General features: G+C 67.8%; 23 protein-coding genes and 3 pseudogenes. 11 read left to right on the forward strand and 15 right to left on the reverse strand.

Annotation, left to right across the window (positions count from 1 at the left end; genetic code table 11):
- The first annotated feature begins 317 nt into the window (after positions 1–317).
- Both AB0L95_RS33545 and AB0L95_RS33550 read left to right on the forward strand, forming a co-directional pair.
- Positions 318–836, forward strand: a complete 519-nt coding sequence (locus AB0L95_RS33545; protein WP_365168358.1) for a S8 family serine peptidase — start codon at positions 318–320, stop codon at positions 834–836.
- Between the two features lie 320 nt (positions 837–1,156).
- A complete protein-coding gene (locus tag AB0L95_RS33550) occupies positions 1,157–1,732 on the forward strand; it encodes a hypothetical protein (protein ID WP_365168360.1) in 576 nt (191 codons plus the stop codon).
- Positions 1,733–1,738: 6 nt separating this feature from the next.
- Here AB0L95_RS33550 and AB0L95_RS33555 read toward each other — a convergent pair whose 3' ends face one another.
- Positions 1,739–2,479, reverse strand: coding sequence for a hypothetical protein (locus AB0L95_RS33555; RefSeq protein ID WP_365168362.1), 741 nt, complete (start codon positions 2,477–2,479; stop codon positions 1,739–1,741).
- Positions 2,480–2,500: 21 nt separating this feature from the next.
- On the reverse strand, positions 2,501–2,818 hold the full coding sequence (locus AB0L95_RS33560) for a type VII secretion target (protein WP_365168364.1): 318 nt from the start codon (positions 2,816–2,818) through the stop codon (positions 2,501–2,503).
- Between the two features lie 85 nt (positions 2,819–2,903).
- On the opposite strand from AB0L95_RS33560, the gene AB0L95_RS33565 reads away from it, so the two are divergent.
- Complete coding sequence (locus AB0L95_RS33565) at positions 2,904–3,302, forward strand: hypothetical protein (protein ID WP_365168366.1); 399 nt, start codon at positions 2,904–2,906, stop codon at positions 3,300–3,302.
- 569 nt (positions 3,303–3,871) lie between these two features.
- Here AB0L95_RS33565 and AB0L95_RS33570 read toward each other — a convergent pair.
- Together AB0L95_RS33570 and AB0L95_RS33575 are read right to left on the reverse strand one after the other, a co-directional pair.
- Entirely contained in the window at positions 3,872–4,483 is a 612-nt protein-coding gene (locus tag AB0L95_RS33570; protein ID WP_365168369.1) for a hypothetical protein, read from the reverse strand.
- Positions 4,484–4,511: 28 nt separating this feature from the next.
- Positions 4,512–5,093: a hypothetical protein gene (locus AB0L95_RS33575; protein ID WP_365168371.1), complete on the reverse strand. Its 582-nt coding sequence runs from the start codon at positions 5,091–5,093 to the stop codon at positions 4,512–4,514.
- Between the two features lie 128 nt (positions 5,094–5,221).
- Between AB0L95_RS33575 and AB0L95_RS33580 the strand changes: the two genes are divergently transcribed.
- From AB0L95_RS33580 to AB0L95_RS33590, 3 genes are all read left to right on the forward strand, one after another.
- Positions 5,222–5,548, forward strand: a complete 327-nt coding sequence (locus tag AB0L95_RS33580; protein ID WP_365168373.1) for a hypothetical protein — start codon at positions 5,222–5,224, stop codon at positions 5,546–5,548.
- A 22-nt stretch (positions 5,549–5,570) separates the two neighbouring features.
- Complete coding sequence (locus tag AB0L95_RS33585; protein ID WP_365168375.1) at positions 5,571–6,713, forward strand: PE-PGRS family protein; 1,143 nt, start codon at positions 5,571–5,573, stop codon at positions 6,711–6,713.
- A gap of 301 nt (positions 6,714–7,014) precedes the next feature.
- Complete coding sequence (locus AB0L95_RS33590; RefSeq protein ID WP_365168377.1) at positions 7,015–7,416, forward strand: hypothetical protein; 402 nt, start codon at positions 7,015–7,017, stop codon at positions 7,414–7,416.
- Positions 7,417–7,502: 86 nt separating this feature from the next.
- Here the strand turns inward: AB0L95_RS33590 and AB0L95_RS33595 are convergent, their stop codons facing one another.
- Positions 7,503–8,159 (reverse strand): hypothetical protein, encoded by a 657-nt coding sequence (locus AB0L95_RS33595; protein ID WP_365168380.1) that lies wholly within the window; start codon positions 8,157–8,159, stop codon positions 7,503–7,505.
- Between the two features lie 96 nt (positions 8,160–8,255).
- Between AB0L95_RS33595 and AB0L95_RS33600 the strand changes: the two are divergent.
- A pseudogene (locus AB0L95_RS33600) lies at positions 8,256–9,411 on the forward strand (IS630 family transposase).
- Here AB0L95_RS33600 and AB0L95_RS33605 read toward each other — a convergent pair.
- Positions 9,408–10,154: an SDR family oxidoreductase gene (locus AB0L95_RS33605; RefSeq protein ID WP_365168382.1), complete on the reverse strand. Its 747-nt coding sequence runs from the start codon at positions 10,152–10,154 to the stop codon at positions 9,408–9,410. The pseudogene AB0L95_RS33600 and the gene AB0L95_RS33605 overlap by 4 nt on opposite strands.
- A 99-nt stretch (positions 10,155–10,253) precedes the next feature.
- On the opposite strand from AB0L95_RS33605, the gene AB0L95_RS33610 reads away from it, so the two are divergent.
- Complete coding sequence (locus AB0L95_RS33610; protein WP_365168385.1) at positions 10,254–11,156, forward strand: LysR family transcriptional regulator; 903 nt, start codon at positions 10,254–10,256, stop codon at positions 11,154–11,156.
- A gap of 252 nt (positions 11,157–11,408) precedes the next feature.
- Here the strand turns inward: AB0L95_RS33610 and AB0L95_RS33615 are convergent, their stop codons facing one another.
- The 3 genes from AB0L95_RS33615 to AB0L95_RS33625 form a co-directional block, all read right to left on the reverse strand.
- Complete coding sequence (locus AB0L95_RS33615; RefSeq protein WP_365168446.1) at positions 11,409–11,837, reverse strand: serine hydrolase; 429 nt, start codon at positions 11,835–11,837, stop codon at positions 11,409–11,411.
- Positions 11,838–12,173: 336 nt separating this feature from the next.
- Complete coding sequence (locus tag AB0L95_RS33620) at positions 12,174–12,512, reverse strand: hypothetical protein (RefSeq protein ID WP_365168388.1); 339 nt, start codon at positions 12,510–12,512, stop codon at positions 12,174–12,176.
- 301 nt (positions 12,513–12,813) lie between these two features.
- On the reverse strand, positions 12,814–13,470 hold the full coding sequence (locus tag AB0L95_RS33625) for a hypothetical protein (protein WP_365168391.1): 657 nt from the start codon (positions 13,468–13,470) through the stop codon (positions 12,814–12,816).
- Between the two features lie 108 nt (positions 13,471–13,578).
- Between AB0L95_RS33625 and AB0L95_RS33630 the strand changes: the two genes are divergently transcribed.
- Positions 13,579–14,007 (forward strand): hypothetical protein, encoded by a 429-nt coding sequence (locus tag AB0L95_RS33630; RefSeq protein WP_365168394.1) that lies wholly within the window; start codon positions 13,579–13,581, stop codon positions 14,005–14,007.
- A 19-nt stretch (positions 14,008–14,026) separates the two neighbouring features.
- On the opposite strand, the gene AB0L95_RS33635 is transcribed toward AB0L95_RS33630, so the two are convergent.
- The 4 genes and pseudogenes from AB0L95_RS33635 to AB0L95_RS33650 form a co-directional block, all read right to left on the reverse strand.
- Positions 14,027–15,355 carry an SUKH-4 family immunity protein gene (locus AB0L95_RS33635; RefSeq protein WP_365168396.1) on the reverse strand — a complete coding sequence of 443 codons (1,329 nt, stop codon included), beginning with the start codon at positions 15,353–15,355 and terminating at the stop codon, positions 14,027–14,029.
- A 73-nt stretch (positions 15,356–15,428) separates the two neighbouring features.
- On the reverse strand, positions 15,429–17,435 hold the full coding sequence (locus AB0L95_RS33640; RefSeq protein WP_365168398.1) for an ATP-binding protein: 2,007 nt from the start codon (positions 17,433–17,435) through the stop codon (positions 15,429–15,431).
- 95 nt (positions 17,436–17,530) lie between these two features.
- Positions 17,531–17,854 (reverse strand): hypothetical protein, encoded by a 324-nt coding sequence (locus AB0L95_RS33645; RefSeq protein WP_365168401.1) that lies wholly within the window; start codon positions 17,852–17,854, stop codon positions 17,531–17,533.
- Positions 17,855–18,098: 244 nt separating this feature from the next.
- A pseudogene (locus tag AB0L95_RS33650) lies at positions 18,099–18,398 on the reverse strand (hypothetical protein); the annotation flags it as partial.
- A gap of 265 nt (positions 18,399–18,663) precedes the next feature.
- Between AB0L95_RS33650 and AB0L95_RS33655 the strand changes: the two are divergent.
- Together AB0L95_RS33655 and AB0L95_RS33660 are read left to right on the forward strand one after the other, a co-directional pair.
- Positions 18,664–18,906 (forward strand): hypothetical protein, encoded by a 243-nt coding sequence (locus AB0L95_RS33655; RefSeq protein ID WP_365168451.1) that lies wholly within the window; start codon positions 18,664–18,666, stop codon positions 18,904–18,906.
- A gap of 11 nt (positions 18,907–18,917) precedes the next feature.
- A pseudogene (locus AB0L95_RS33660) lies at positions 18,918–19,130 on the forward strand (helix-turn-helix transcriptional regulator); the annotation flags it as partial.
- A 66-nt stretch (positions 19,131–19,196) separates the two neighbouring features.
- On the opposite strand, the gene AB0L95_RS33665 reads toward AB0L95_RS33660, so the two are convergent.
- On the reverse strand, positions 19,197–19,505 hold the full coding sequence (locus AB0L95_RS33665; RefSeq protein ID WP_365168454.1) for a hypothetical protein: 309 nt from the start codon (positions 19,503–19,505) through the stop codon (positions 19,197–19,199).
- An 874-nt stretch (positions 19,506–20,379) separates the two neighbouring features.
- Complete coding sequence (locus AB0L95_RS33670) at positions 20,380–22,518, reverse strand: SUKH-4 family immunity protein (protein ID WP_365168404.1); 2,139 nt, start codon at positions 22,516–22,518, stop codon at positions 20,380–20,382.
- Positions 22,519–22,520: the final 2 nt, after the last annotated feature.

The following is a 22,520-nucleotide window of genomic DNA, read 5'->3' on the forward strand; positions in this document are numbered from 1 at the left end:
GGCATGGTACTTCCCGCCTACTGAGCTCTCTGTCCTGCTGTCTCTGCTCATGGGAGCAGGCGAGGCCCGCCGAGGCGGTCCTGACGTCGGCGGCCGTGGAGCCATTGCCGGGGGTCCCAACGCAAAGGGAATCTTGTACGCGGTGGATCACAGCGTCAATGTGATCTCGATGTCTCTTGGGACCAGCAATGTCGGGTACTTCTAGAACGAGGACGTCGCCGCAGCCATCGGCTATGCGGTGAGCCGTGGGGTGCCCCTTCTCGCGGCGGCCCGCAACGGCGAAAGCGAGCTCAACTAGTCCTCGGCTCCCGCTGGCTATGCAAGCGTCATCGCTGTCGCCGCGACCAAATAGGACGGAGCTCGCGCCGAGTTCTCAACCGTGCACGTACAACGAGGTGGCCGCCCACGGTGTGGACATCAAGAGCGCGAAGAACACGGGCGGCTTCGAGCCGATCGACGGTACGTCGTCGGCGGCTGCGCTCGTCTCAGATGTCGTGGCGCTGATGCTCTCCCACAATCCCAAGCTCACTCCGGGCCCAGACGCGCGCGATCCTCACCAGGACCGCCCGCCACCCGCCGGGCGGGTGGAATGCCCTCCTCGGGTACGGGCCGACGCCGCTGCCGCAGTGAAAGCTGCGGCCTCACCTCTCCCGTGGGTACACCCGAAGACCACTCATGCTGGTCCGGAACAGGGGATGTGGCTGACCGGTCCAGGGGCCGACGGCGTGGGGTTGTCGATGGTGATCAGCGGACTGCTTCTGGCGCTGCGGCGGGGCGCCCAGTGCGACGGGTGCCGCATGACGAGAGGTCGTCACGTACGGATCTATGAGGGTTGAGGGCCGAGGGGTGAGACCCCCCTCGGCTACTCAGCCTCCATGTCGACACCCCGGACCGATGAGCCGCCATGCGTCTCGAAGCCGCCGGCATGGCGTCATTGGTCTGGGTGATGTCGGCAGGTCTAACCCCAGCTCCAAGACGGGCAGCCCCCTCCGGGCCCGCAGATCCCGGTCGGCGTCCTGGTTTACTTAGGCAGTATGAAGGAGCCCGATGCGATCCGCGCATGTGTGGAGTCGACGGCGGCGAACAGCTTGAGGTATGACCGAGAGCTGGTTGAGAGGTCTGACATGGGAGAGGGCGCGTAGTGAGGCAGCCGGATTTGACGCCGCTCGCACCAACTGCATCGCTCCCTCAGCCCGGCATCATGGGCCGCGCCTTGGGAGGGCTGTTCTTCGTTCTTGCCCTCGTGATCTCCGGGTTCGGCGTCTACAACGCGGCCCACGCAGCCGGCGTCGCCGGTACCCACGGCACTCTGGCCGTTGAGCATTGCTGGGTCAAACAAGGTAGCCGCAGCTCCAGTGACACCACGGTGTGTGGAGGTACCTTCCGATCCGACGACGACAAGGTCGTTGACGACGAGGCGAGCATCCGGGCGAAGGTGAAGCCGGGTAGCAAGGTTTCCGTGCAGCAGGCTGGCGGCTCGTATGTGCGGGTCGGCTTCGGTGAGACGACCCGATGGATCGCGCTGTTCTTCCTCGGCTGGCTCGTAGCGGCATTCGGCATGTCATTCGCTGTCACAGGCATGTGCCCCCGCAGCGGCATGCAGGTAGCCATGATTTCCCGGGCGGTATCAGGCACACGGGCAGGCGCGGTGCGCAGGTGGCTTGTCCGCGCAGGCCTCGCCGGCTCTGGCCTCTGCCTCCTACTGACGCTGCTGGCCTGGCTACTGACCTAGTAGCGGCTACACCGCAGGATTGTCGTAGCTCTGCCCCGGCTCAGGGAAACTCTGCAGAGCGACGCTGATCCTGCCGACTACCACTCCAGCAGCGGCTGTCGCCGCATCCACAGCGTTCTGGGCAGCGCTGTAGGCTTCGGTCGCGCGTCCCCACGTCTTGATCATTTCGGCGATTTCCAGAGCAGCAGCCGCATAGCCCATGATGGCACCCACGCCCGTCTCGGCCAGCAGTGTGCCCGCACTGAGTTCGACCTCCGCGATGATTGCCTCATCCGCTAGCTGCTCGAGCAAGCCCTTGATGAGGTCGGCGGCCCTGGCCACAGCGAGGCCGACCTCCTTGTAAGCGCCCTGAAGCGCCTTCAGGTCGCCTCCGAGCGAGCCGATCTTCTTCGCCAATTCTTCAAAGTAGACATAGGCGGAATCAGCGGCGTTGCCGTTCCAGGTCGCATCCAGCTCCCTGTTGCCCGACCTCAGATTCGTGGCTATGTCGGTGGCGAACGCTGCGGTGTTGGCCCACATCTCGCCGCATTTCACATACGACTCCCAGTCGCCGGTGAACCATGCGATGGCGTCTTCCAAGGGGTTAAAGCCGAAGACGAACTGAATTGTCGCCAGTGCCCACTCGCTGGGGCTCAGGAAGTCGCTCACCGTACTTACGGTGTCACCGACAATTCCCTTGGAGAATTCAGCAGGCGTGCTGGGGGTTTTGAGATGGCCGACGGGCTCGACAGTGTCTGCGAAACTCATGCGAATGAGGCTCCAGGTGGGTTAGCGCTTGCTCGGCGGGTATGTGGCGTCCAGCTTGGATGCCTGGTCCTGGTCGGTTGTCCGGTAGTACCCTGCGGATTTCGACAGCTCCTTGGCGCTGGCGGCCAGGAGAGTATGGAGTCGGGTGACCACGTCACTGACCCCATCCATCGCCTGGGAGTGCATGCCGGTCGCCCACAGGAACAGCCCCTGCCCGGTGAGGGCACCCATGTCGCCGTACTTCTTGATGTACTCCTGTGCCTGGTGCATGTCCTCAGCCGCGCGCCCCACCTGACGGCTGTACCCATCCAGGTCCTCCGGCTTGACCTCGAACGTCATCCCTCACCCCGTCGTCGCACGGCCGCTTCATCACCGTCGGCTACTCTAGCGCCGTCCGGTAAACCCCTCGCGAGGAGCAGCGCGCATGGACGAACACGAGGTCGGAGACGAGGAATTCCTCGACATCGCCAAGGATCCTGCTCGGGCCCGGGCCTTGCGTAAGTCGTTGCAGAGGCTGGCCGACAGTAAAGACGAGACGCTGCGGGAGATGGCCCGGGAAGTCCTCGCCGGCCGGGTCGGGCTGCGCCAGGCGATGCGGACGGGAGCCTACCGAGAAGCGTTGCAGGACAGGGCCCGGACGGGGATGCGCGCCTACGAGCAGATGAGCGCTGAAGAACGCAGCGCCGCAGAAGCTCAGGGCCTGCGGCAACTGGACGAGTACCAGCAGGAGATTGACCGGGAGCAAGCTGAACGGCAGGAGGAGCGAGGCAGAGGCAAGCGAGGTACGTCAGCGCCGCACCAAGCCCGTGGCTGGCAACTGTAAGTATGAGGCGCCAGGGGGAGTCATGACCCCTGTAGGGCGAGTCCGGGACCTCCTCATCGATGTGCTTCTGCTGTCGAGGTGCGCGCAACGAACTGCGCCGCCGGCGGCGGCTGGTGAGGCGGTCGGCCATCGTTGGCTGCACGTGAGCCTTGCGCTGCTGGGCGAATCTCCCATCCTTGCGGGAATGGGTGGTCCTGTCGCAGGACGGCGGAGTCGGATGCCGGCGACCGGGCTTCCGGGCAATGACGGAGTGATCCACACCGAACCGGCCACCACGCCGTATCTGTTGGTATGCCACGGCCGAAGTGGACGAGCGTGGTGGGCAACGGAATCGGCGAAGACCAGCTCGTACCGGGCTGTCTTTTTGGCCGCTCGCAACCATCGACGTTTCGAGATGTGCTGACGGTGCTGGGCTAGGCACAACCGGCTGGTTTCGGCTGGAAGTTCGGCGAGCGGCATGGCGCTGCACCTCGAGGCCGCCAACGCCGAGCTGGGTTGTCAGGGAAGGAGTCCGCGAGCACATCGACCCCGGCGTCCCTCGATTTCCTGGAGAGGCGCCGGGGTGTTTCTCACGCGAAGAACATCACCAGCATGCTGATGACGAAGCCGATCACGCCTGTCGCGGTCAGTACGTAGATGGTACGGAGCAGGCCCTGGCTCGCTGCCTGGCCGGCGCGGTGGACGTCGGAGGGGCCGCCGAAGGCGAAGCCGGTGGCGGTGAAGAAGAGGCCGATGGCGAGGGGGACCAGGGCGGCGAACCACCATGCGCAGCCGACGGCGATGGCGCCGACCCAGCCGTGGTCCTGCTGGTAGGAGGTGTCGCCGGACTTGCGCGCCTCGATGACGTGGCCGCGCGGGTACAGGGCGTCGCTCTTGAGCTCGGCGTTGAGGTCCTTGGCGCTGCCGTCGGCGGCGGTGAAAGTGCCGTAGCACCACCTGGTCTTGGTCCGCTTCCGTGAGCTGCTCGATGTGCTGGAGCGGTACTTGTAGTCGACGGTGCAGGTCTGGACGGTGAGCTTGCCGGGCGTGGAGGTGGCGTAGCGATAGGGGCCGAGGAAGGCGCCGAGGGCCAGGAGCACGAGGCTTACGAGGATCAGGCCTGCGCCGATGAGGCGGCCGAGACCCGTGCGCTCTCCCGGCGCGGTGGCGTTCGTCGCTGCGTTCCCGTGTACTTGTGTCATTGAGGGTTCCTCAGAATGGATGCGGGCGTCACAGGGCGAGTGCGCAGACGAGCGCCGCCAGGATGCCCAGGGCGAAAATGCCGCCCAGAAGAGGGCCGGTGACAGTGGGGGCCGGCAGGCGCTGCCAGGAGGCCGCCAAACCGGGGCCGTTGCGAGTGCCGAATCCGGTGAGGAGGCAGTAGATGCCGAATGCCGTCAAGGAGAGGCAGAGCGCGAGAATCCCCGCGTCGCGTCCGGGGTTCCGGTCCTGCGGCTGCTCGAAAGTATTGTCCACGTGCACCACGGGGATTTTCGCCCCGGTTTCAAGACGCGATGAGGTGTTCACCTCTACGTCTTGGTAGGCGGCCCCGCCGTGTTGTGCGGTCCAGTTTCCCGTGCAGCTGAACTTGAGTTCCGTGGTGCGCCTGTGCGTGCCGTAGTGGGTCTTCGTGTGTGTTTCGCATGAAGAAACCGTGAGGGTTCCGTCGGTGCCTTCACCGGCGAGTTCGCTGCGCAGTTCCGGAATGGTCACCGCGGCGACGACCGCCGCCAGGAGAAGCAGTCCCAGTCCGAGGAGTCTGCCCGCCCACAGGCTCCCTGTGCTGCCGTAACGCGGCTGTGCTGTCACCACTGTCGGTCGTCCCCCTGGGAACTTGACGTTCTCTTGACCAGCGGATTCGCTGGGTCGTGCGCGAGGAGTCTAGGGTATCGGTCTGTCGTCCTATATGAACTGCGACAAGTGAACTACGGGGGAGCGCAATGGAGTTCGGGACCTTCGACGTGGACACTGCTGTGCTCCGCAACCAAGGGGGGAACTTCGTCGACCTCGGGGGTGATTTCTCGAATGCCTCCAAGCGGCTCGGGGACACCCTCGAAGGGCTTGGAGAGCCCTGGGAGGACGCGGACTTCGGGGAAGTCTTCGGCCAGGTCTACACGCCGATTCGCGACGGAATCCTGACATCGATGGGCAGTCTTGCGAAACGGCTCGAGCAGATCGGGCACAACTTGCAGGACATGGCGCGTAGCTACGACGGAGCGGACGCGTCCAACGATGTTCTGCTGAACGGGATTTCCCGCCAACTGTAAGAAAAACAACGGGGCTATTGGCATGTCGCTCACACTGCCCAGCGAGCTTGTCTGGGTGCTCGACCTTCTTGGCTATTCCTGGCCCGAGGTCGACGAAGAAGCACTTCATGAGGTCGCGGAGACCTGGCGGAATTTCGGTGCGGAACTCGAAGAGATCCAGGCGCAGGGCGAACGCTTCGCCGGCACCGTCATCGCGAGCAATATGGGCTCGGCCGTCGACGGATTCAGCAAGGCCTGGGGCGCCTATACCGGCGCGAACGGCGAGGACAGATACATCCCGGACGCGAAGACCGCGTGCGAAGTGATCGCCCTCGCCTTCGACGCGGCCGCGTTGGCGGTCCTCACGGCGAAGCTCGCCGTGATCGCCCAGCTCGTCGCTCTGGCCGTGGAGATCATCGCGGCGCAGGCGGCGGCCCCTTTCACCTTCGGACTCTCCGAGATCGGCGGGCTGGGTGCGACGCAGGCCGCCCGGGTGGTCGTCCGGGAGCTGCTGGAGAAACTCAAGAAGGAGGTCATGGAGGCGATCACCAAGGCCATGGAGCACGCTTCCATGGACGCCCTCAAGAAGATCGCCAAGGAGCAGCTCGAGAAGGTCACCAAGGAGAAGATCAAGCAGTACGCCAAGGAGCAGATCAAGGAGCAGGCCAAGCAGTTCGTCCAGGAAAAGGTGGTCGACGCCGCCAAGGACAAGGCCAAAGAGGCCGCCATCGGTATGGCGCAGAACGTCGGTCAGCAGAGCATCGAGACCTACTTCGACGCACGTTCGGGCATCGACCTCGGAGAGACGGCGGACGTCGCCAAGACGGCGGCCGGCGAGTACGTGGACGACCTCAAGAACGAGGTCACCGGGGGTGAGGGCTCGACCTTCGCCGACTACACGGACGTGTCGGGGCACGTGGACAACACCGTGGACAGCGCGACGGAGAAGGTCACCGGGGCGATCGGGGATCGGGCACAGCGGGGTGTCGACGCGCTTTCCGGACATGGCGCCCAAGCGACGGAGGGGTCCGACGGCGCTGCGGACACCGCCTCCGCGGAGGCTTCCGGCCCCTCGCGCACGGCCCAGGCGTCCAACAGGGCCCCGGCCACTGCCTCCGCGGGCGGCTCCCGATCCTCGGGCAGCACGGGGGGCGCGCAGGAGTGGGCTCGAAGCGAGTTCGGCTGACGTCGGCGCGGCCGCTCGCCGGGTTCACGGCTCTTGCGGGTGTTCCCTCGTTCGCCGCGTCTCCCGACTTCAACGCCCCTATGCCTTCACCGGTCCTGCATCCCCCACCGCCCCCTGCGTCTCCAACGTCCCTACGCCTTCAGCGCCTTCGGGCCTTCAACGCCCTTATGCCTTCAGCGCCTTCGGGCCTTCAACGCCCCCAATCCTTCAGCGCCTTTGTGCCCTCACCGTCATTACCGACTTCACCCGTCTTCACCTCTCACACCGTCGACAGGGTCGACAGGAAGGACATGCCGGATCCATGACCGCGGACCGGGAGATCCAGGACGAGGAACTCATGGGGGTCGCCCAGGACCCCGAGCAGGCCCTGCGGCTGCACCGCTCGTTGCGTACCGTCGCCGACGCGGCATCGCTCGACCCGACCCTGCGTGACATGGCGCGTGCGGTGCTGAGCGGTCGCGTCGACGTCAAGGACGCCTTCCAGGACCCGCGCTACACCGAGGCCGTCTACCGGCGGCTCCACGAGATCCGCCGGGCCGCCGATGACCAGACGTACGCCGAACGCCGGCAGTCCCAGGCCCAGTTCGCGGACTGGGACGCGCGGCAGCAGGCGGAGCTGGACCGCGAACGTGCGGAGCGGGACGCGCCGGTGGGCATCTCCGGCCGGGGCGGGCGGCCGTTCGGCGGTGAGGCTCGGCGGTGAGGCTCAGCGCTGGGCCTCGGGAGTGACTGCCTTCTGCCGGGCGCCCCGGACCGGCGTGCGCGAGGATGCGCCCCGACACCGGTTCCTCAGCGTGAGGATCCGCGCGTACGCTCCCGGTGCCCCTTGCTGTCCGGAACGCCCACGTATCCGGCCTGACGCTCGGTCTCCCCGAACCAGAGCTGGGGGACCTGCTGCTGGATGGCTGTGACCAGGGCTACCCGGGAACTCGCGGGGACGGGCAGGCGGTAGCGCAGTCGCGGGAGGGTGGCGTGCAGCGGTTCCTCGTCGCGGACCAGGGGCCACAGGACCGGGTCGTCGCGGTCGACGGGGGCGTTGGGGCACAGCTCGATGGAGTAGATCTTCACGCCGCGTTTGCCGACCTTGCACCAGTGCAACCCGACTCCGGCGAGGCTCTGCCAGGGGATGACGTTCCGCGCCTTGCCGTTGCTGACCCACAGCCCCGTCTGGTCCACGCTCACGCTGGAGTGCCGAGCGGCCCAGGCGGTGATCAGGCTGGTGACGCCGACGAAGCCCATGAAGAGCCCGATGACGATTCCCCCGATCCCCTTCGGGTTCGGCTCACCGTCCCCGAATCCGGCGGCCACCCCTATGCCGCCGAACAGAACGAGGGTACTGATCGCCGTGAGCACGAGGCCTAGGGGGATCATCCGCCGCGAGGCTCGCTGACCGGTGGGCACGACGGTGGCGCTGGGGGAGGGGGAGAGCTCGCCGGAGAACGACATGGTCTGAAGTCTAGTGCTGTGACCGGGAAGGTTCGCCGGGGTGGCAGGTCCGGCGGTTGGATGTGCGGTGATGTCCGTCTGACTGTGGGGGGTGCGGTGGCAGAGCCTGTCCGTGTGTGCAGGTTGACCGTCCAGGAAGGGCAGAAGTTGCAGCAGATCGTGCGCCGGGGCAGCACCAGTTCGGTTCGCTATCGGCGCGCGATGATGCTGTTGGCGTCGGCGGGCGGGAACCGGGTGCCGGTGGTCGCGAAGCTGGTGCAGGGCGACGAGGACACCGTCCGGGATGTGATTCACCAGTTCAACGAGATCGGAATGGCCTGTCTGGACCCTCGATGGGCGGGAGGCCGTCCCCCGCCTGCTCAGCCCTGACGACGAGGACTTCGTCATCGAGACGGCCGCCACCGGCCCGACCAATCTCGGCCAGCCCTTCACCCGCTGGTCCATCCGCGAACTCGCCGCCTGCCTGCGGAAAGTACACGGCCGCGTCAGCCGGATCAGCCGTGAGGTGTTACGGTGCCTCCTCGCCCGCCGCGGCATCACCTTCCAGCGCACCAAGACCTGGAAAGAGTCTCCGGACTCCGACCGCGATGCCAAGCTCGACCGCATCGAAGAGGTCCTGGACCGCTTCCCCGACCGCGTCTTCGCATTCGACGAGTACGGACCGCTCGACATCCGCCCCACCGCTGGGTCGTGCTGGTCCGAGCAGGGCCGCCCCGAACGTCGTCCCGCGACCTACCACCGCACCCACGGAGTCCGCTACTTCCACGGCTGCTACTCCATCGGCGACGACACCCTGTGGGGCGTCAACCACGCCGAGAAGGGCGTCGCGAACACCCTGGCCGCGCTCAAGTCGATCCGCGCGGCCCGCCCGGACGGAGCCCCGGTCTACGTCATCCTGGACAACCTCTCCGCCCACAAAGGCAAGCAGACCTGGCGCTGGGCGAAGAAACACCGGGTCGAGCTGTGCTTCACCCCGACCTACGCGTCCTGGGCCAACCCGATCGAAGCCTGCTTCGGGCCGCTGCGACAGTTCACCGTCGCCAACTCCAACCACCGCAACCACACCGTGCAGACCCGATCCGTGCACGCCTACCTACGCTGGCGGAACCAGAACACCCGCCATCCCGACGTGCTGACCGCTCAACGCCGCGAGCGCGCCCGCATCCGCAGCGAGAAGGGCATCCGCTGGGGCGGACGCCCCCCTCCACCGCGCCCTGACGCCCCGGCGAACCTATGTGGTCAGAGCACCTAGAGTTGCGAAGCCCCTCCGTCGACAGGGAACTCCGTTCCCGTCGAGTAGGTCGCATCGAACGCCAAGTACGCCACTGCGGCGGCCACTTCCTCGGACGTCCCCAGCCGCTGCATCGGGTTGGTGCTCCGGTAGGTGTCCTTCGTCGCCTCGACGACGTCGGCGGGCAGCAAGGAGCGGTCCAGGATGCCCGAGTCGATCGGGCCGGGGCTCACGGCATTGACGCGCACCTTGCGCGGAAGCAGCTCGCGGGCCAGGGTGCGCGTCATCGACCGCAGGGCTGCTTTGCTCGCCGAGTAGACACTGAGCGCGTCGAGGCCCAGGACGTTCACCACCGACGTGGTGAGGACCACGCCGCTTCCCTCGCGCAACAGCGGCGCCAACGCCTGCACTGTGAAGTACGGGCCCTTGGCGTTGACGCCGAACAGCTCGTCGTACATCTCCTCCGTCGTCGAGCCGAACGGCGCGGACGCAGTGACGCCGGCGTTGACGAACAGCGCGTCCACCGCGCCGAACCGCTCCTGGACCGTGCCGGCCAGCGCCTTGATGTCCTTCAGGGACGCGGCGTCGCTACGGACGGCGATCGCCTTGTTCCCCAACTGCTCCAACGCGGCGTCCAGGGTGGATCTGGTGCGGCCGGTGATCAGTACGTGCGCCCCGCCGTCCGCGAACAACCGGGCCGTAGTCAGGCCAATACCGCTGCTTCCGCCCGTGATCACGATCTTCTTGCCGTCATAAGTGGTCATGCCCTCCAGCCAAATATCCACCCGCACACCATGTCCAAGACCTGTTCCGTATGCCGTCATGTCCCAGGCGTATGGCGGCGCGCGACGTACCCTGGGCGAATGGACGTTGATCTGCGGCTCGTGCGCTATTTCACGGTCGTGGCGGAGTACGGCAACTTCGGCCGGGCCGCCACCAAGCTGCACCTGGCGCAGCCGTCGCTGAGCCGCCAGATCCAGCGACTGGAAGCTCAGCTCGGTGTCCGGCTTTTCGACCGCTCGCCGCAGGGCAGCAGCCTCACCGACGCCGGTCAGGCCTTCCTTCCCAGGGCCCGGATGCTGCTCCAAGAGGCCGAGCAAGCCGCTCACACGGCCAGAGCCGCCGTCCAGCCCCGTACCATCACCGTCGGCTACGCCGAAGGGCTGGTCATCACCGCCTGTGTGCAGGAACTGCGCCGCCGGCACCCCGACGGCCAGGTCCGCACCCGGCACCTCGACTGGCGGGACACGCACGCCCTCGCCGAGGGGCGGGTCGACGCGCTCGTCGCATACAGACCCCTGCCCTTGCCCACGGACGGCTTCCGGGTGACCAAGCTCCATGAGGAGTCGCGGGTACTCGTCACGTCGGCGAGTCATCATCTGGCGAACGAGAAACCCGTCAGCCTGCGGGCTCTGTCGGACGAGGAACTGGTGGCCTGCCTCAGCACTCCGGTTGTCTGGAGCACGCCCAAGCCGGTCGGCGACCGCCCGGCACCACCCCCGCCCGCAATCGACGACAGCTACGAGGACAAGCTGGAACTCATCGCCACCGGCCACTGTGTCGCGATCTTCCCTGCCGGCGATCGACGCGCTGCTGTGCGCGAGGACATCGCCCTGGTGCCCGTCATCGACATCGATCCCTGCGAGGTCGTGCTCGTCACGCGCGCTGACGACCCCAACCCGCTGCTCGAATCACTGGAAGACGTCGCACGTACATTGCTCGGCACAGCCTCCCGACGGGAGAACGACGAACTGCCGGTCAACTGACCCCCTTGCCTCTGCGAGGTGTTCCATAGGGCTGTCGCCGCGCTGCACGGTCAGCGGGGCTGTCGACCGCTCCAGTGTGGGGCCGACTCCACCGATTTCCTCCTCGGTCCGTCAGCCGTACATCGCCACGCGGTACGGACGCGCAAGCGCGCAACCGAGTGGACGGGGATTGAGGCTTACCGGCGGAGCCGAGCGTGTTCCCCCTCCGCAGATTCACCGCGACGGACGTCTGCCGGCTGCCTTCGGCACGGATCACGGTGAGCGTGCCACCACCCCAGACGGCGCCGCCGCGGCCCCGGAAGACGCTCTGGCCAGCGCCCCGTCGGGTGCGGGCCAAAACCGTAGTCGACGATCCTTCCCTCCTGGGAGACGACCGAGACGGTGCGTTGTATCGGCCGGCGGGAACGCGGTGTGCCAGAGCTTGGCGCGCTCGGTGACGTGTCGGGTGAAGTACCGGTCGGCCGTCGTGCCGGTCACCTCTACCAGGAACTGGGCGAGGAGAAGATAGTTGATGGCCGGGGACGGCCTCCCGCCTACTAAGGGGACAGGCAGGCCAGGCCGGATCTCGTTGAACCGGTGGATCACGTCCCGGACAGTGTGCTCTCGTCGGCCTGGACCAGCTGGACGATCAACGGCCCCCGGCCCCCGGTTCCCGCCAGCGGAGGCCAGCAGCAGCATCATCGCGCGCCGAGAGCGAACCGAGCTGGTGCTGCCCCGGCGCACGATCTGCTGCAGCTTCTGCCCATCCTGGTCGGTCAATCTGCGCACACGGACAGGCTCGGCCACCACAGCACCCCCAGCAGTCGGATCGGACGTCAGCGCACATCCAACCGGGACCACCGCCAACCCGGCGAACCTATGCGTTCAGAGCACTAGAAAGCACGCTCTACGAGGTGAACTCGGGCCGGTGCCTGGCGGGTTGCGGGTCACCACCGCACTCGGTCAGCGGTCGCCGGAAGAGGCGGCCGCCGCCCGCTCCTGCGGACGGCGGCAGACGGTCGGAATGCGAGCCGAACCTCAGACCTTGGTGAAGCACAACGTGTAGTTGAACTTCTGGCCATTGCGGTACTGAATGCCGTAGTCGTACTCCGACGCGCAGTGCATGCCCTTGCCGGGAAGCATCTCGCCCAACTTGTACTGGGCATCGGGGGAGCCACAGTCGACGACCGTCGGAAGCGGCACGCCCTGGGGGTCCTTGACCTTGACGCAGTCGCCGATCTCCGGGTCGTGGGCTTCGGCGTACGCGGACGCCGACGCCTCGGCCTTCGCTTTGCCGCCGGTGGGGCTGGTGTTGTAGTCCCAGACGTAGTAGGCCAGACCAGCGCAGATCGCTACGACGATGGCGACGGACTTCACAACCCGCAGCGGACCTCCCGGTCGCGGGCGCTGGGGCCCTCGCTGAGACTGCGGTTGCTGCGGGTGTCCGTACGGCTGTTGGGGCTGCCCGTACGGCGGTTGGTTCTGGTACGGCGGTTGGTTCTGCCCGTACGGCGATTGGCTCTGATACGGCGGTTGGTTCGGATACTGCGGTGGAGGCGTCGACATGCCTGGAGGACCCCGTAGTTGACTGCGTGATGACTGAACGAACAGAGATCAACGAGAAGTTGATCAACGCAGGCTATCCCTCTGCCCTCGGTCCGGTCGCCATCGGGGCAGGTCAGACGAAGTAGCTGACCAGGAATGACACCCCGGCTCCGGCGAGCCCCACACCCAGCATCCCGATCACGATCCGGCGCGTCACTCCCCGTCCCGCCGACTCCCATGCCGCGTCGAAGGAGATACGACTCTGGCCGAACGGCGCGTATCCGGTGGCGAGGCAGAAGACGCCGAGGCCCGTGAGGACCCAGCCGCCGAAGAAGGCGCTGAAGAAGCGCCAGGCGCGGTCCATGCCGCTCTGCACATAGTCGCCGTCCGCGGAGGTGCTCGTCGTGGCCGTGCCGGTCTGCTGCACCGAGAGTTCGGTGCCCGGTGCGTACCGCCGCCTGACCTGCACCGCCGCGCCCGCGTCCGTGCTCTTGCCGTCGTCGGACACGAAGCTGCCCTCGCAGCGGACGGGGCGTCGGTTCTTGCGGTGGCTGCGGGAGGCGTTGTTCGGGTAGCTCACCTCGCACTGCTTCACGGTCAGGGTGCCGTGCGTGCCCGCCCAACCCGCCAGGTACGCCCCCTCGTACGCGCCCCATCCGCTCAGGGCGAGGCCGGCGAGGAGGAAGACCAGGCCGCCCGCGCGCCCGAGGCGGCCGAAGGCTCTGCCGACGAGACCGGCAAGGGAACGATCGACGCCTTTGCCTTGTGCTGTGCCCTGTGTCTGAGCCATGACAATAAGGTCCTTCTCCCCTTCGGCCGGTGGGGGTCAGCATGGCATCCGTGCAGGACGGGAGATACTTCGGGTGTCCGAGAGACGAGGGCAGCGAGGAGAAGCGACATGACCAGGCGACCCGCGAACTCAACTAATCCGCACGGCGCTTCGCAGGACCCCGGTGTGCTGGACGAGGCACTCGAACCGGAGCAGACACGTTCTCTCAACTCCGCCCTGCGCAAGCTGTCCGAGACCGACGGTGTCGGCAAGGACATGCAGGAGGCGGCGAAGAGGCTGCTCTCCGGCCGCCTCGCCCTGCGCAACGCCCTGGACGACCCCACGGCGGCCCACGCCCTGGGCGAGGGGCTGGCGCCCCTGCGCGGCCAGTGGGAGTCGCTCTCCGAGGAGGAACGCGAGCAGATCAGGCACGGGGAGGCACTGACGAGCGGTGAACCCTCCTCGGGGCAGTCCGAGCCGAAGAGGGCGGAGGGCCAGTCCGCGCAGTCCGCGAAGAAGGGCCAGGCGCGGCACAGTGGCGGATTCTCGCTGTACTGATGCGGAGTCGGCCGACCGATCAGAACAGCCCGTGCCACATCTGCTCGACGATCAGCGACCACCACGTGTCCGGGTTTCCCAGCGACGAGGGATCGATGGCGGCGAGCTGCTCCTGCAGAGCCGCCACCGCCGCCCCCGCCGCGGCCGGGTCCAGGCCCTGCATCCGCTGCCGCGTGGTGGAGAGCAGCGCCAGACAGCGGGCGAAGGCGGCGACCGAGACGTTGATGTAGCGGGCGTCGGCGGTGACCGGGTCCACCGCCCACAGCGCACCGAGGCCGTCCGGTTCCGTTGTACCGGGCAGGCACTGCACCGCGACCACCGCGGCGCCGTCGAACCCGATCCGCACCAGATGGGCCAGGGCGCCGATCTTCTCCTCGCCGGCCGGGCTGCGGCGCTCGCGCAGATTCGTGGCGACGTCGGTGAACAGGCCGCCGACCGGAGGCGCGTCGGGCCGGTCGGCAGTGAAGAAGAGCGGAAGGTCGGCGGGGACACCGGCCCAGGCGAGCGTCGACTTGGCGGCCTCGGGCAGCGGGATTTCGGCGACGTCGTCGGCGTCGTAGCGACGTACGCCCTCCTGGCCGAAGACCTCCACGAGATGGCGGCCGAGGGCCACGTCAGGCATCGGCTCCGCGAGCCTCGCGTGCGCGGGTACGGGGAGGCGGTGCGGGCGGGGCGGCGGCTGCTGGCCGGCCATCCGGTGCATGATCTCGACCTGCTCGACCAGGGCGGCGATGCCCTCCGCGCGGTCCTCGGGGCGGGCGCCGTAGTTCTGCGAGCAGGAGAGTTCGGCGTTGCGGAACTGATTCAGGAGTTCGGCGGTGTAGCCGCCGGGGAGCAGGCTGGGGCGCAGGTCGGTGTGGATCGCGAGAACACTGCTCTCGGGGACGTTCATGCGCCGCAGCTCGCCCCAGGCCTGGTACTCGGCGGGGGGCAGGCCCGGCCCGGAAGTGCGGAAGAGGGTGGTCTCCTCGCCGTTCGCCGGGTCGGTGTAGGTGATGACGGCGGTGTTGCCGGGGCCGGTGACCGGGCGGGCGTCCACCGCCGGTGCCCCGCCCTGCGTGCCGCCGCCGTGCTTCTGCTGGTACATCCGTACGACCTCCTCGACCGGCGCCGACGGCCAGAGCGTCAGCTCGCCGGTGCGGCGGTCGACGACTCCGCACGCGTCGCCGACCGCGGCGGGCGCGCGGCGCTCCCCGGTCACCGGGTCGTGGTCGGGGGCTCCGGGCGCGGCCCACACGACCCACCCCAGATCGAACTCCCGCATCCCGACCTCACGACGCGGCGCCGCCGAGCCTTCCGGGTTGAGCCACCGGTCGGCGATGGCGAGCGCCTGCTCCTGGCTGGTCACGGGGAGGCTCCTTCGAAGTCGGTCGAGAGTGGGGGAAGGAAGAGAGGAGGCCGGGGGGACGTCTGCGGATGTCCTACGAGGCTATCGTCGAGGCCGCCGGGCGGAGGTGGAGGGCCTTCGCCCCGCGCTCTGTGGCGACGACGAGGATGCCGTCGGGGGAGAGGTCGGCAGCGACGAAGGGCGTGTCGGAGATCAGCGCGGCCACGACCTCCCCGCTCGCCCGGTCCCAGACACGCAGATAGTCGGCGCCCCGGCTGAGCCCCAGCGGGGCGGCGGCCCGCTCGTCCTCGGACGGGCGCAGGATCTGCCCGGGATCGATCTCGTCGAGGGAGTGGGGCTGGAGGAGATCGTGCACGAGTACGGCGGAACGGCCCGTCTCGTCCGTGTCGCCGGCCCCTTCCGCGGCGCTGGTCTCGCCCATCTCACCGGTCGCGCTCACCTCGACCTCACCCGCTCCTGCGACCGGACGCGCGCCAGGAGTGTCCGCGGGTACGACGAGAACGGCGACGGGCGTGGCCGGCCCCTCGGGACGGGGAAGGCCCCCGACGGTCACGGCGCTGACGCCGGCGACGGGCAGACTCCACAGCGTCCGCCAGGGCAACTCGAAGCCCAGCCGCTGGACGGCGTCGGCGTACTCGGGCAGGCCGTCCTCGACGAACGCGGTCTCCAGCAGGGCGGCGCGCAGCGCGGCGGGCACCTGGGTGCGGGTCAGCAGGGGAGCCGTACGCAGGTACGTACGGGCCGGAGCGCCGAGCGCCTCCACCGGTACGGCCTCGACGGCGGCACGCAGCGACACCGGGTCGGCGTGCACGAACAGCCCCGGATCCGTGAGGAGTTGGGGCAGCAGACCTGCCTCCAGGGTGTGACCGGCGATGTGGTCGCGTACGTAGGGGTCGGCCTTGCTCCAGTCCTGCTCCGGCACGGCCTCCAGCAGGGCCATCGCTATCCGCGTCTGAGCGGTGTGGAGGTTCGGCAGACCGGCGCGGATCTCGTCGCCGATGGCGGGGTGCAGTAGCCGGAGCAGCGTACGTCCGCCGCCCCGCTCCCCCTCCGCCGGCTGCTCCTCGGGTTGCACGAAGGGCCCGGCGAGCAGCATCCCACCCGCGATGGCCTGGCTCATGTCCTGTTCCGCGACCGCGCTCGCCAGCCGCGCCCACAGAGGGACGGGTATGCCGTCGGCCTCGGCCAGGGCGAGCGGTGCCAGCATCAGCCGTAGCGTCTGCGGATCGGCGCCGAGCCGCCCGGCATGCAGATCGAGGGCCTCCCCGACGGAGGTCGGCAACCAGCTCTCGTCGGCAGGATCGAAGCCCTCGGGTGCCATCAGAACACCCTGAACGGCGAGTTGAACGACCAGCGGACTCGTCCCCGCCCGGCGGCCTATGGCCGCGGCGAGGGCGAGGCGGGCGGCGGGATCGACCGTGAACGGCAGCTCGGGCGCACCGAACTCCGGACTCAGCGCCGCCTGGGCGTGCCGCACGAGGCCCTCCGGGTCGGCCCACTCCGGCTCGTCGAGATCGATGATCTGTACGGTGCCGCGCGCGAGACCCGCGGCGAGCTCGACGACCAGCGGGCGCGGTACCTCGGCCAGGAGCCGTACGGTCCCGGTGGCGGCGAGCGGCGCCAGCACCTCCCGCACAAGCCGCGCGGGCTCGCCCGCGGCCCGTACCGGACCGGCCCGGTCGGCATCCGGCACGACGACGGTCACCGGCTCGTCGAGTGCCGCCAGTTCGGCGAACACGCCCTGCGTGCTCGTGGCGTCCAACTCGTAGTGGTCGGCGAGCAGCCACAGCACCTGCGCGGCGGTCAGCCCGTCGGGGGCCGGGACCGCCGGGGCCGGAAGTTCCGGCGGCACCGTCGACGGATCCATCGCATCCAGCGGCAGCTGCTTGCGGAACTCCGGCTCGCACAGCATGAGGAAGCCGGTGAGCAGCCGCGAACGCCCGCTGCCGGAGTCGCCGGTGACCACGACCACGCGCGGCACGCCGGGCGCGGCCCCGCGCCACGCGGCGAGCGCGCGCAGTGCGGCGGTCCGGCCGCCTATGTGGGGGTGCGGTGCGTAGTCCTCGGTCGAGCCGCTCATGGTTCCCCGTTCCCCGTCCTTCGCCTTCGCGGTCGCATGTGCGTACGACGTCGATCTGCCCTCGATCCGGCCTCGATCTTAGGCGCCGACGAGCGCTATGCGTTCGGCTGCTGCGCCTGACGCTGACGGCGGTACAGAGCGATCGCGGCCTCGGTCGGGAAGTTGGGGACGGTCACGGTCTCGCCGGTGTCCTTGGCGACCACGATCTTGCTGCCACCCGGCGCCGAGGGCTGCGGCCGGCCTTCGGCGTCGGTGGTGGGCGGGAAGGCCGCGTACACCAGATAGCCGATGTCGAACTCGTGGACGTTCAGGGCAGCCGGGGTGCCGTCGGGCAGCTTCGGCTGGGCGTACCGGCTGCGGACGATGGCCAGGGCTTCCTCGGGGGTGGTGGGGGGAGCCGCCGGGGTGTCCGGGGTCATGGAACCGGTCTCCTTGTCGTGGTGGTCGTATCGGGACCGCTCCTGCGGGAGTTCGCCCGTGCGGCTGGCGGCTGTCCTGGGACAGGTGCTTGGGACGGTATCCCGAACCGGCACCGGTCGGCATGCCGGTGCCGTGAGAGGACTGCGCGGACTGTGCGGCCAGCCGGCTTTCGCAGGTCTCCGGCAAGGCCCGCCTGTAGAGGGCGGGCCGGCGGAACTCCGGATTGGGAGCCTTGCCCTTCAGTCATGATCGATACGACACCCGGTACCGGCGTGCCGGTTCCCCGATGCCCGGCAGGCTGCGGCCGTAGATCTCCCGGCCCAGGTCGGGGTTGACGACGCCGTGGCGGGAGGCGGTGCCCAGGTCGCTTCGGATCCGCTGGAGGGGGTTGGCGAGGGCCAAAGCGCTCGCGCCGGGCACGGAGACGAGACGGTCCACCGCCTCGCGGCTGCGGATCGCGGCGACGGCGGTGTCCCTACAGACCCGGGCTCGCTCCGCGACCGTGAGTTGCCGGCCCTCGGCGGAGGCGCGGTCGAGGTCGTCGGCGGCCCGGTAGGCGTACGAGAATGGGTGCGGGCCTTCCGGCCGTCGCCGTCAACGCGGTGCGGATGTCGGCCTCGTCGGCCGGCGTGGGGGAGAGCAGGGGCAGGTTCCCGACAGGGTTCCACTGAGGTGCGGGGTCGGTGTCGGCACACGAAGTCGTGAGCGGCCCGGCGTCGGCCGAGGCGACGGGCTCATCGCGTAGGCGGCAGCGTAGGAAGCGCGGCACGGGCACCGGAAGGAACATCGGTGCGCGACGGGGACACGCGTGACACGGACGGAAGCTGTCGACGTAGCGGCGTGGCGGCAGCGGGCGCCCCTCGACGTTCCGCTGCACCATCCCCACAGGCAGGACCTCCTGCACGAGCAGTGGCAGCGCCGGCTCGGCCATCGCGCGCATGTGCGGCATCCGCGCCTGCCCGCCAACCGCACCGCCGGCGTCCACCGCACCCGGGTGGAACACCGCCTGGTCGGCGGCGTCGCCGACAGCCGGCTGCAGGACCCCGCCTGACTCCGGCCGCCATCGCCGAGGCGCCGAACGTCTCCGTCCGCACCCTCCATCGCGCCTTCGCCGACGGTGAGACCGTCATGGCCTATGTACGCCGACGTCGTCTCGAAGGCGCCCACCGTGAACTCGACCACCCCGGCAGTTCGTACACCGTCGCCGACGTGGCGACACGCTGGCAGTTCGCCGACACCAGCCACTTCCGCCGCGCGTACCGCAACGGCTACGGACGGTCACCACGGCGACCCTGCGCACTGCGCGTTTGCGAGGCTGCGCCAGTCCTGCGTGGCTCAGCGTCAATCGTAGGTGTCGTAGCTTCTTACAGGGTGACCCTCGCGGGCGATGTACCAGTTCTCGGCGGCGTTGTAGGGGTCGATGCTGTAGAAGTGGGCCTCTCCGCATCGCCGGCTGAGTCTCCGGGCCAGCCGGAAACCGTCGAGTTCCTCCAGAAAGGAGTTTCCCCACAGCATGCGCCACTTCTTGAACTGCAGGGACGAGCGCCAATTCTCGAACTCTGGCGTGATGAAGACCCGGTAGGCGGTCTGCGTTTCGCCCTGGGGATCCTGGAACTGCAGGGAGTCTGCGGCCTGGGTGGCGGCGGCCACGCCCATGACGGTAGTGACCGGACGAGGGATCGTGCAGTCCAAGAGCGGATACGGCGTCGTCGAGCCGGTCCGCCGGGAAGGCCGGCCAGCGGCCGGCCTCCGAGGGGACACTCACGGGGAGTTCGTCCAGGAGCTTGACTCGCACGAGGCGTTCCACGGCGCACCGGTCGGCCGCATCGAGGCATTCGGCGCCGTCCGAGTCGACCAAGACCTTCAGGGCATTGCTGCGCAAGCGGCCAGGACCTTGACACCGGATCTCCCTCAGGCGTGACAGTACCTCGTCGCCCAAACGCCTGAGGCCGGACTCGGCACTCCACCTGAGGCCGGACGATCCGCCCCCACCGACATACGGCAGCAACCCGTCGACAACCTGAACGCCGAGCATGACCGGGCCGTACTCTGCGCCCTGCCGAACATTGCTATCCATGTCGGAGAGGTCCCGTGGGAGAGCGTCGGTGGTATCTGCCGTGGGACACAGCCAAGTTGTGGTGCGCAGAGCTGTAGGGTGCCCCCTGAGGGCACTTGCCCGGGTTCGGACAGGGCGGGTGCCCGCGGATACGGGGAGCTCATTGCTGTTGCGATCTGCGACTTGAGCCGACTACGCCGGTCGCCGACTGCCGAATCACCCAAGGAGCCTTTTCCAACCTCACGTCACGTCGGGGACGGCCTCGCGCAGCCGAAGCAGTGTCTGGGTCCGTCCAGAGTTCGGGGGGACCTACCAGCTCCGCCACTCTCAACTCTGATGATCTTCGGTGAAGTGAGGTGTACGGTGTCGGTACGCTGAGTCACCAACAGACGGCGTGCGACATCGTCTGCCGTCGAGCCACGGTAGGCCGGACAGCCGAATCACATCGTGATTCCACCTGCATTCCCATCAGGCACGATCCGTGAAGTTGTAGTCCTCGAAGACGCGTTGCCAGCACTGAGCAGCGTAAGCTTCGGGGTCGAGGCGAGCGAGCCATGAACGCAGGTCGGCCTCCGCGTCTTCGACGGACCAGTCGGAGGCGAACCACCAGTAATAGAGCCGCACCATGGTGACGAACTGTCGCAGGGAGCTCCCGGCCAGTGGGTTGCTGATTCCGGTGGATCCGTCCTGCAACACTTTGCCACTGTTTCCGTCGATGAGAAGGTGCGCTCCCTGCCAGGTCCCGAGCAGAAACCCGGTCCCATCCTCGACCAAGGGATGGGAAACAGCCGTCAGATGTGTTACGGACAGATCCAGAGTTTCAAGTTCCAGGAAACCGCTGATGTGAGGGAAACCGATCTCGGTCAAGAACTGGCGTGCTCCGAGATCGGAGAGTCTCGAGGGCAAGGCACCCTGGGCAAGCCTCTTGAGCCGGGTTGCACCCCAGACATTCTCGAACCACTCGGCGGGAGCCCGTAGCGCCTCAGAGGGAAAGTCGGCGGTCCCAAGCCTGGTGGTAGTACGCAACATCCTCTTCAGGACTCCCGACGGTACCCCCGACTCCGAGGAGTGGACGGCTATGGCGAAGACTCCGTCGCTGGACGACATCACAGCACGGTCACCTGTGCGAACGGCGCGTCGCACATATCGCGGCATACGCGGTACATCGACGTGTCCTTCGGCCGCTCCAGCAGGCCTCCACCCCTGAAGCCCTTGGTCCGCCTCGACGGACTCCGGCGCCATGGGAGCGTCGTCAGGATCGACGGCAGGCTCACCGTTGTCCAGACGCCACACGCTGCTGTTGCCCTGACCGTCCGTGGCGGTGACCAAGGGGGCAGATGCAGAGCGCACGATATGTAGTTTGCGTACGTTTGGCCGCTTGATCAAGTTCTCCGTGGTGGCGGTGCCGGGACCGGTGCCATGTGTCCACAGGGTGTGCCACGGCAAGGTGGAGGCGCCGACAGCGCCGAGGAGACGATCGGCCAAGGCCCGATCTGCCGGTCCTCGGTTGAGAAGGGAGTGATGCAGGAGGGCAAGCCACTCACCGTGTGTATGAGGCCAGACACCGCGTTCGGCGAGATAGTAGAGGTTGGCGGCGGGACTTGACTGAGGCACGGTGCCACCGTGGTAGGCGGCTTCGAATGCCTCGAACAAGGTGTGATGGCCGACCTTGGCCATGATGGTTGCGTCTTGGAGCAGAGACTCGAAGACTCCGCCTGCGGCTGCGTGGCCGGCGGCCGCGCGATGCACGTACCAGTGGACCGCAGACGTCGGTTCTGCGGACCGCAAGGCGGAGAGCACCCTTGCGTGGAAGAGCTCTGCCTCTTCGTGCGGCACCGTCTCACGCCATACCTGAGCAGTGGACTCGCGGCGGAAAGCGACGCCCGCCCAGGCGAATTCACTGTTCGTCTGAGTCAGTAGATCCGCTGAGCGCGATGAGGTCAGCCGCTCCAATTGCTGGACTGAGATGTCGTGTCCAAGCGCTGAGCACAGGACCGACCAGACAGACAGCGGAACAGTTCGGGACTCGGCCAATGCGAGGGCACGGAATGCTGTGGCCTCGACCGGGTCTGCGGAACGATTCATTTGTGCGTAGTCTCCACCGGGCGCGCCCAGTGTCAGCTCTCGGCCGCCCATGGATGCCATCACGTCCGCGGTGTGGTCCACCTCGATCAGTAGTCGCATCCCCAGGCTACGCCTGTGATTCCTGATGAGAGTATGAACCACCTGATGTACGACTCGTTCCGGCTCACGTGTGGTGCGGAGACTGCCTGCCCATTGAGTGTTCGCCAGGAGCACCACCGGTCCCGTGGAGATACTGGTTACCGCATTCGAAAAATTACGGCCATAGGTATCGAGTGCGGCCACACCAAAGGAATCAGCCAGTTTGCGGGCGATCTCCTCGGAAGGCGTGCCCGCGCAATCCAAGAAGAATGCATCGGGCTGCTGCCTGGAAATCTCGCGGAGTAGTTCGGTCTTGCCGGCCCTCTCCTTGCCGCCGAACCACAACCAGGCACTGCTGTCACGTGGCCTGTCGATCCACCGCAGTGCGCGGTTCAAGGCGAGTTCGGGTGACACTTCGGCCGGGTCCGGGGCGGATGTGCTCATAC

The sequence above is a fragment of the Streptomyces sp. NPDC052036 genome, assembly GCF_040680495.1.
Taxonomy (GTDB): domain Bacteria; phylum Actinomycetota; class Actinomycetes; order Streptomycetales; family Streptomycetaceae; genus Streptomyces.

Excerpts from the sequence above, each read along its gene's own strand:
- AB0L95_RS33560 (WP_365168364.1), bottom strand. The coding sequence starts at position 2,818 with ATGACGTTCGAGGTCAAGCCGGAGGACCTGGATGGGTACAGCCGTCAG.
- AB0L95_RS33570 (WP_365168369.1), bottom strand. The coding sequence starts at position 4,483 with ATGACACAAGTACACGGGAACGCAGCGACGAACGCCACCGCGCCGGGA.
- AB0L95_RS33610 (WP_365168385.1), top strand. The coding sequence starts at position 10,254 with ATGGACGTTGATCTGCGGCTCGTGCGCTATTTCACGGTCGTGGCGGAG.
- AB0L95_RS33615 (WP_365168446.1), bottom strand. The coding sequence starts at position 11,837 with ATGATGCTGCTGCTGGCCTCCGCTGGCGGGAACCGGGGGCCGGGGGCC.
- AB0L95_RS33595 (WP_365168380.1), bottom strand. The coding sequence starts at position 8,159 with ATGTCGTTCTCCGGCGAGCTCTCCCCCTCCCCCAGCGCCACCGTCGTG.
- AB0L95_RS33670 (WP_365168404.1), bottom strand. The coding sequence starts at position 22,518 with ATGAGCACATCCGCCCCGGACCCGGCCGAAGTGTCACCCGAACTCGCC.
- AB0L95_RS33545 (WP_365168358.1), top strand. The coding sequence starts at position 318 with ATGCAAGCGTCATCGCTGTCGCCGCGACCAAATAGGACGGAGCTCGCG.
- AB0L95_RS33590 (WP_365168377.1), top strand. The coding sequence starts at position 7,015 with ATGACCGCGGACCGGGAGATCCAGGACGAGGAACTCATGGGGGTCGCC.
- AB0L95_RS33630 (WP_365168394.1), top strand. The coding sequence starts at position 13,579 with ATGACCAGGCGACCCGCGAACTCAACTAATCCGCACGGCGCTTCGCAG.
- AB0L95_RS33625 (WP_365168391.1), bottom strand. The coding sequence starts at position 13,470 with ATGGCTCAGACACAGGGCACAGCACAAGGCAAAGGCGTCGATCGTTCC.
- AB0L95_RS33585 (WP_365168375.1), top strand. The coding sequence starts at position 5,571 with ATGTCGCTCACACTGCCCAGCGAGCTTGTCTGGGTGCTCGACCTTCTT.
- AB0L95_RS33640 (WP_365168398.1), bottom strand. The coding sequence starts at position 17,435 with ATGAGCGGCTCGACCGAGGACTACGCACCGCACCCCCACATAGGCGGC.
- AB0L95_RS33555 (WP_365168362.1), bottom strand. The coding sequence starts at position 2,479 with ATGAGTTTCGCAGACACTGTCGAGCCCGTCGGCCATCTCAAAACCCCC.
- AB0L95_RS33605 (WP_365168382.1), bottom strand. The coding sequence starts at position 10,154 with ATGACCACTTATGACGGCAAGAAGATCGTGATCACGGGCGGAAGCAGC.
- AB0L95_RS33645 (WP_365168401.1), bottom strand. The coding sequence starts at position 17,854 with ATGACCCCGGACACCCCGGCGGCTCCCCCCACCACCCCCGAGGAAGCC.
- AB0L95_RS33580 (WP_365168373.1), top strand. The coding sequence starts at position 5,222 with ATGGAGTTCGGGACCTTCGACGTGGACACTGCTGTGCTCCGCAACCAA.
- AB0L95_RS33565 (WP_365168366.1), top strand. The coding sequence starts at position 2,904 with ATGGACGAACACGAGGTCGGAGACGAGGAATTCCTCGACATCGCCAAG.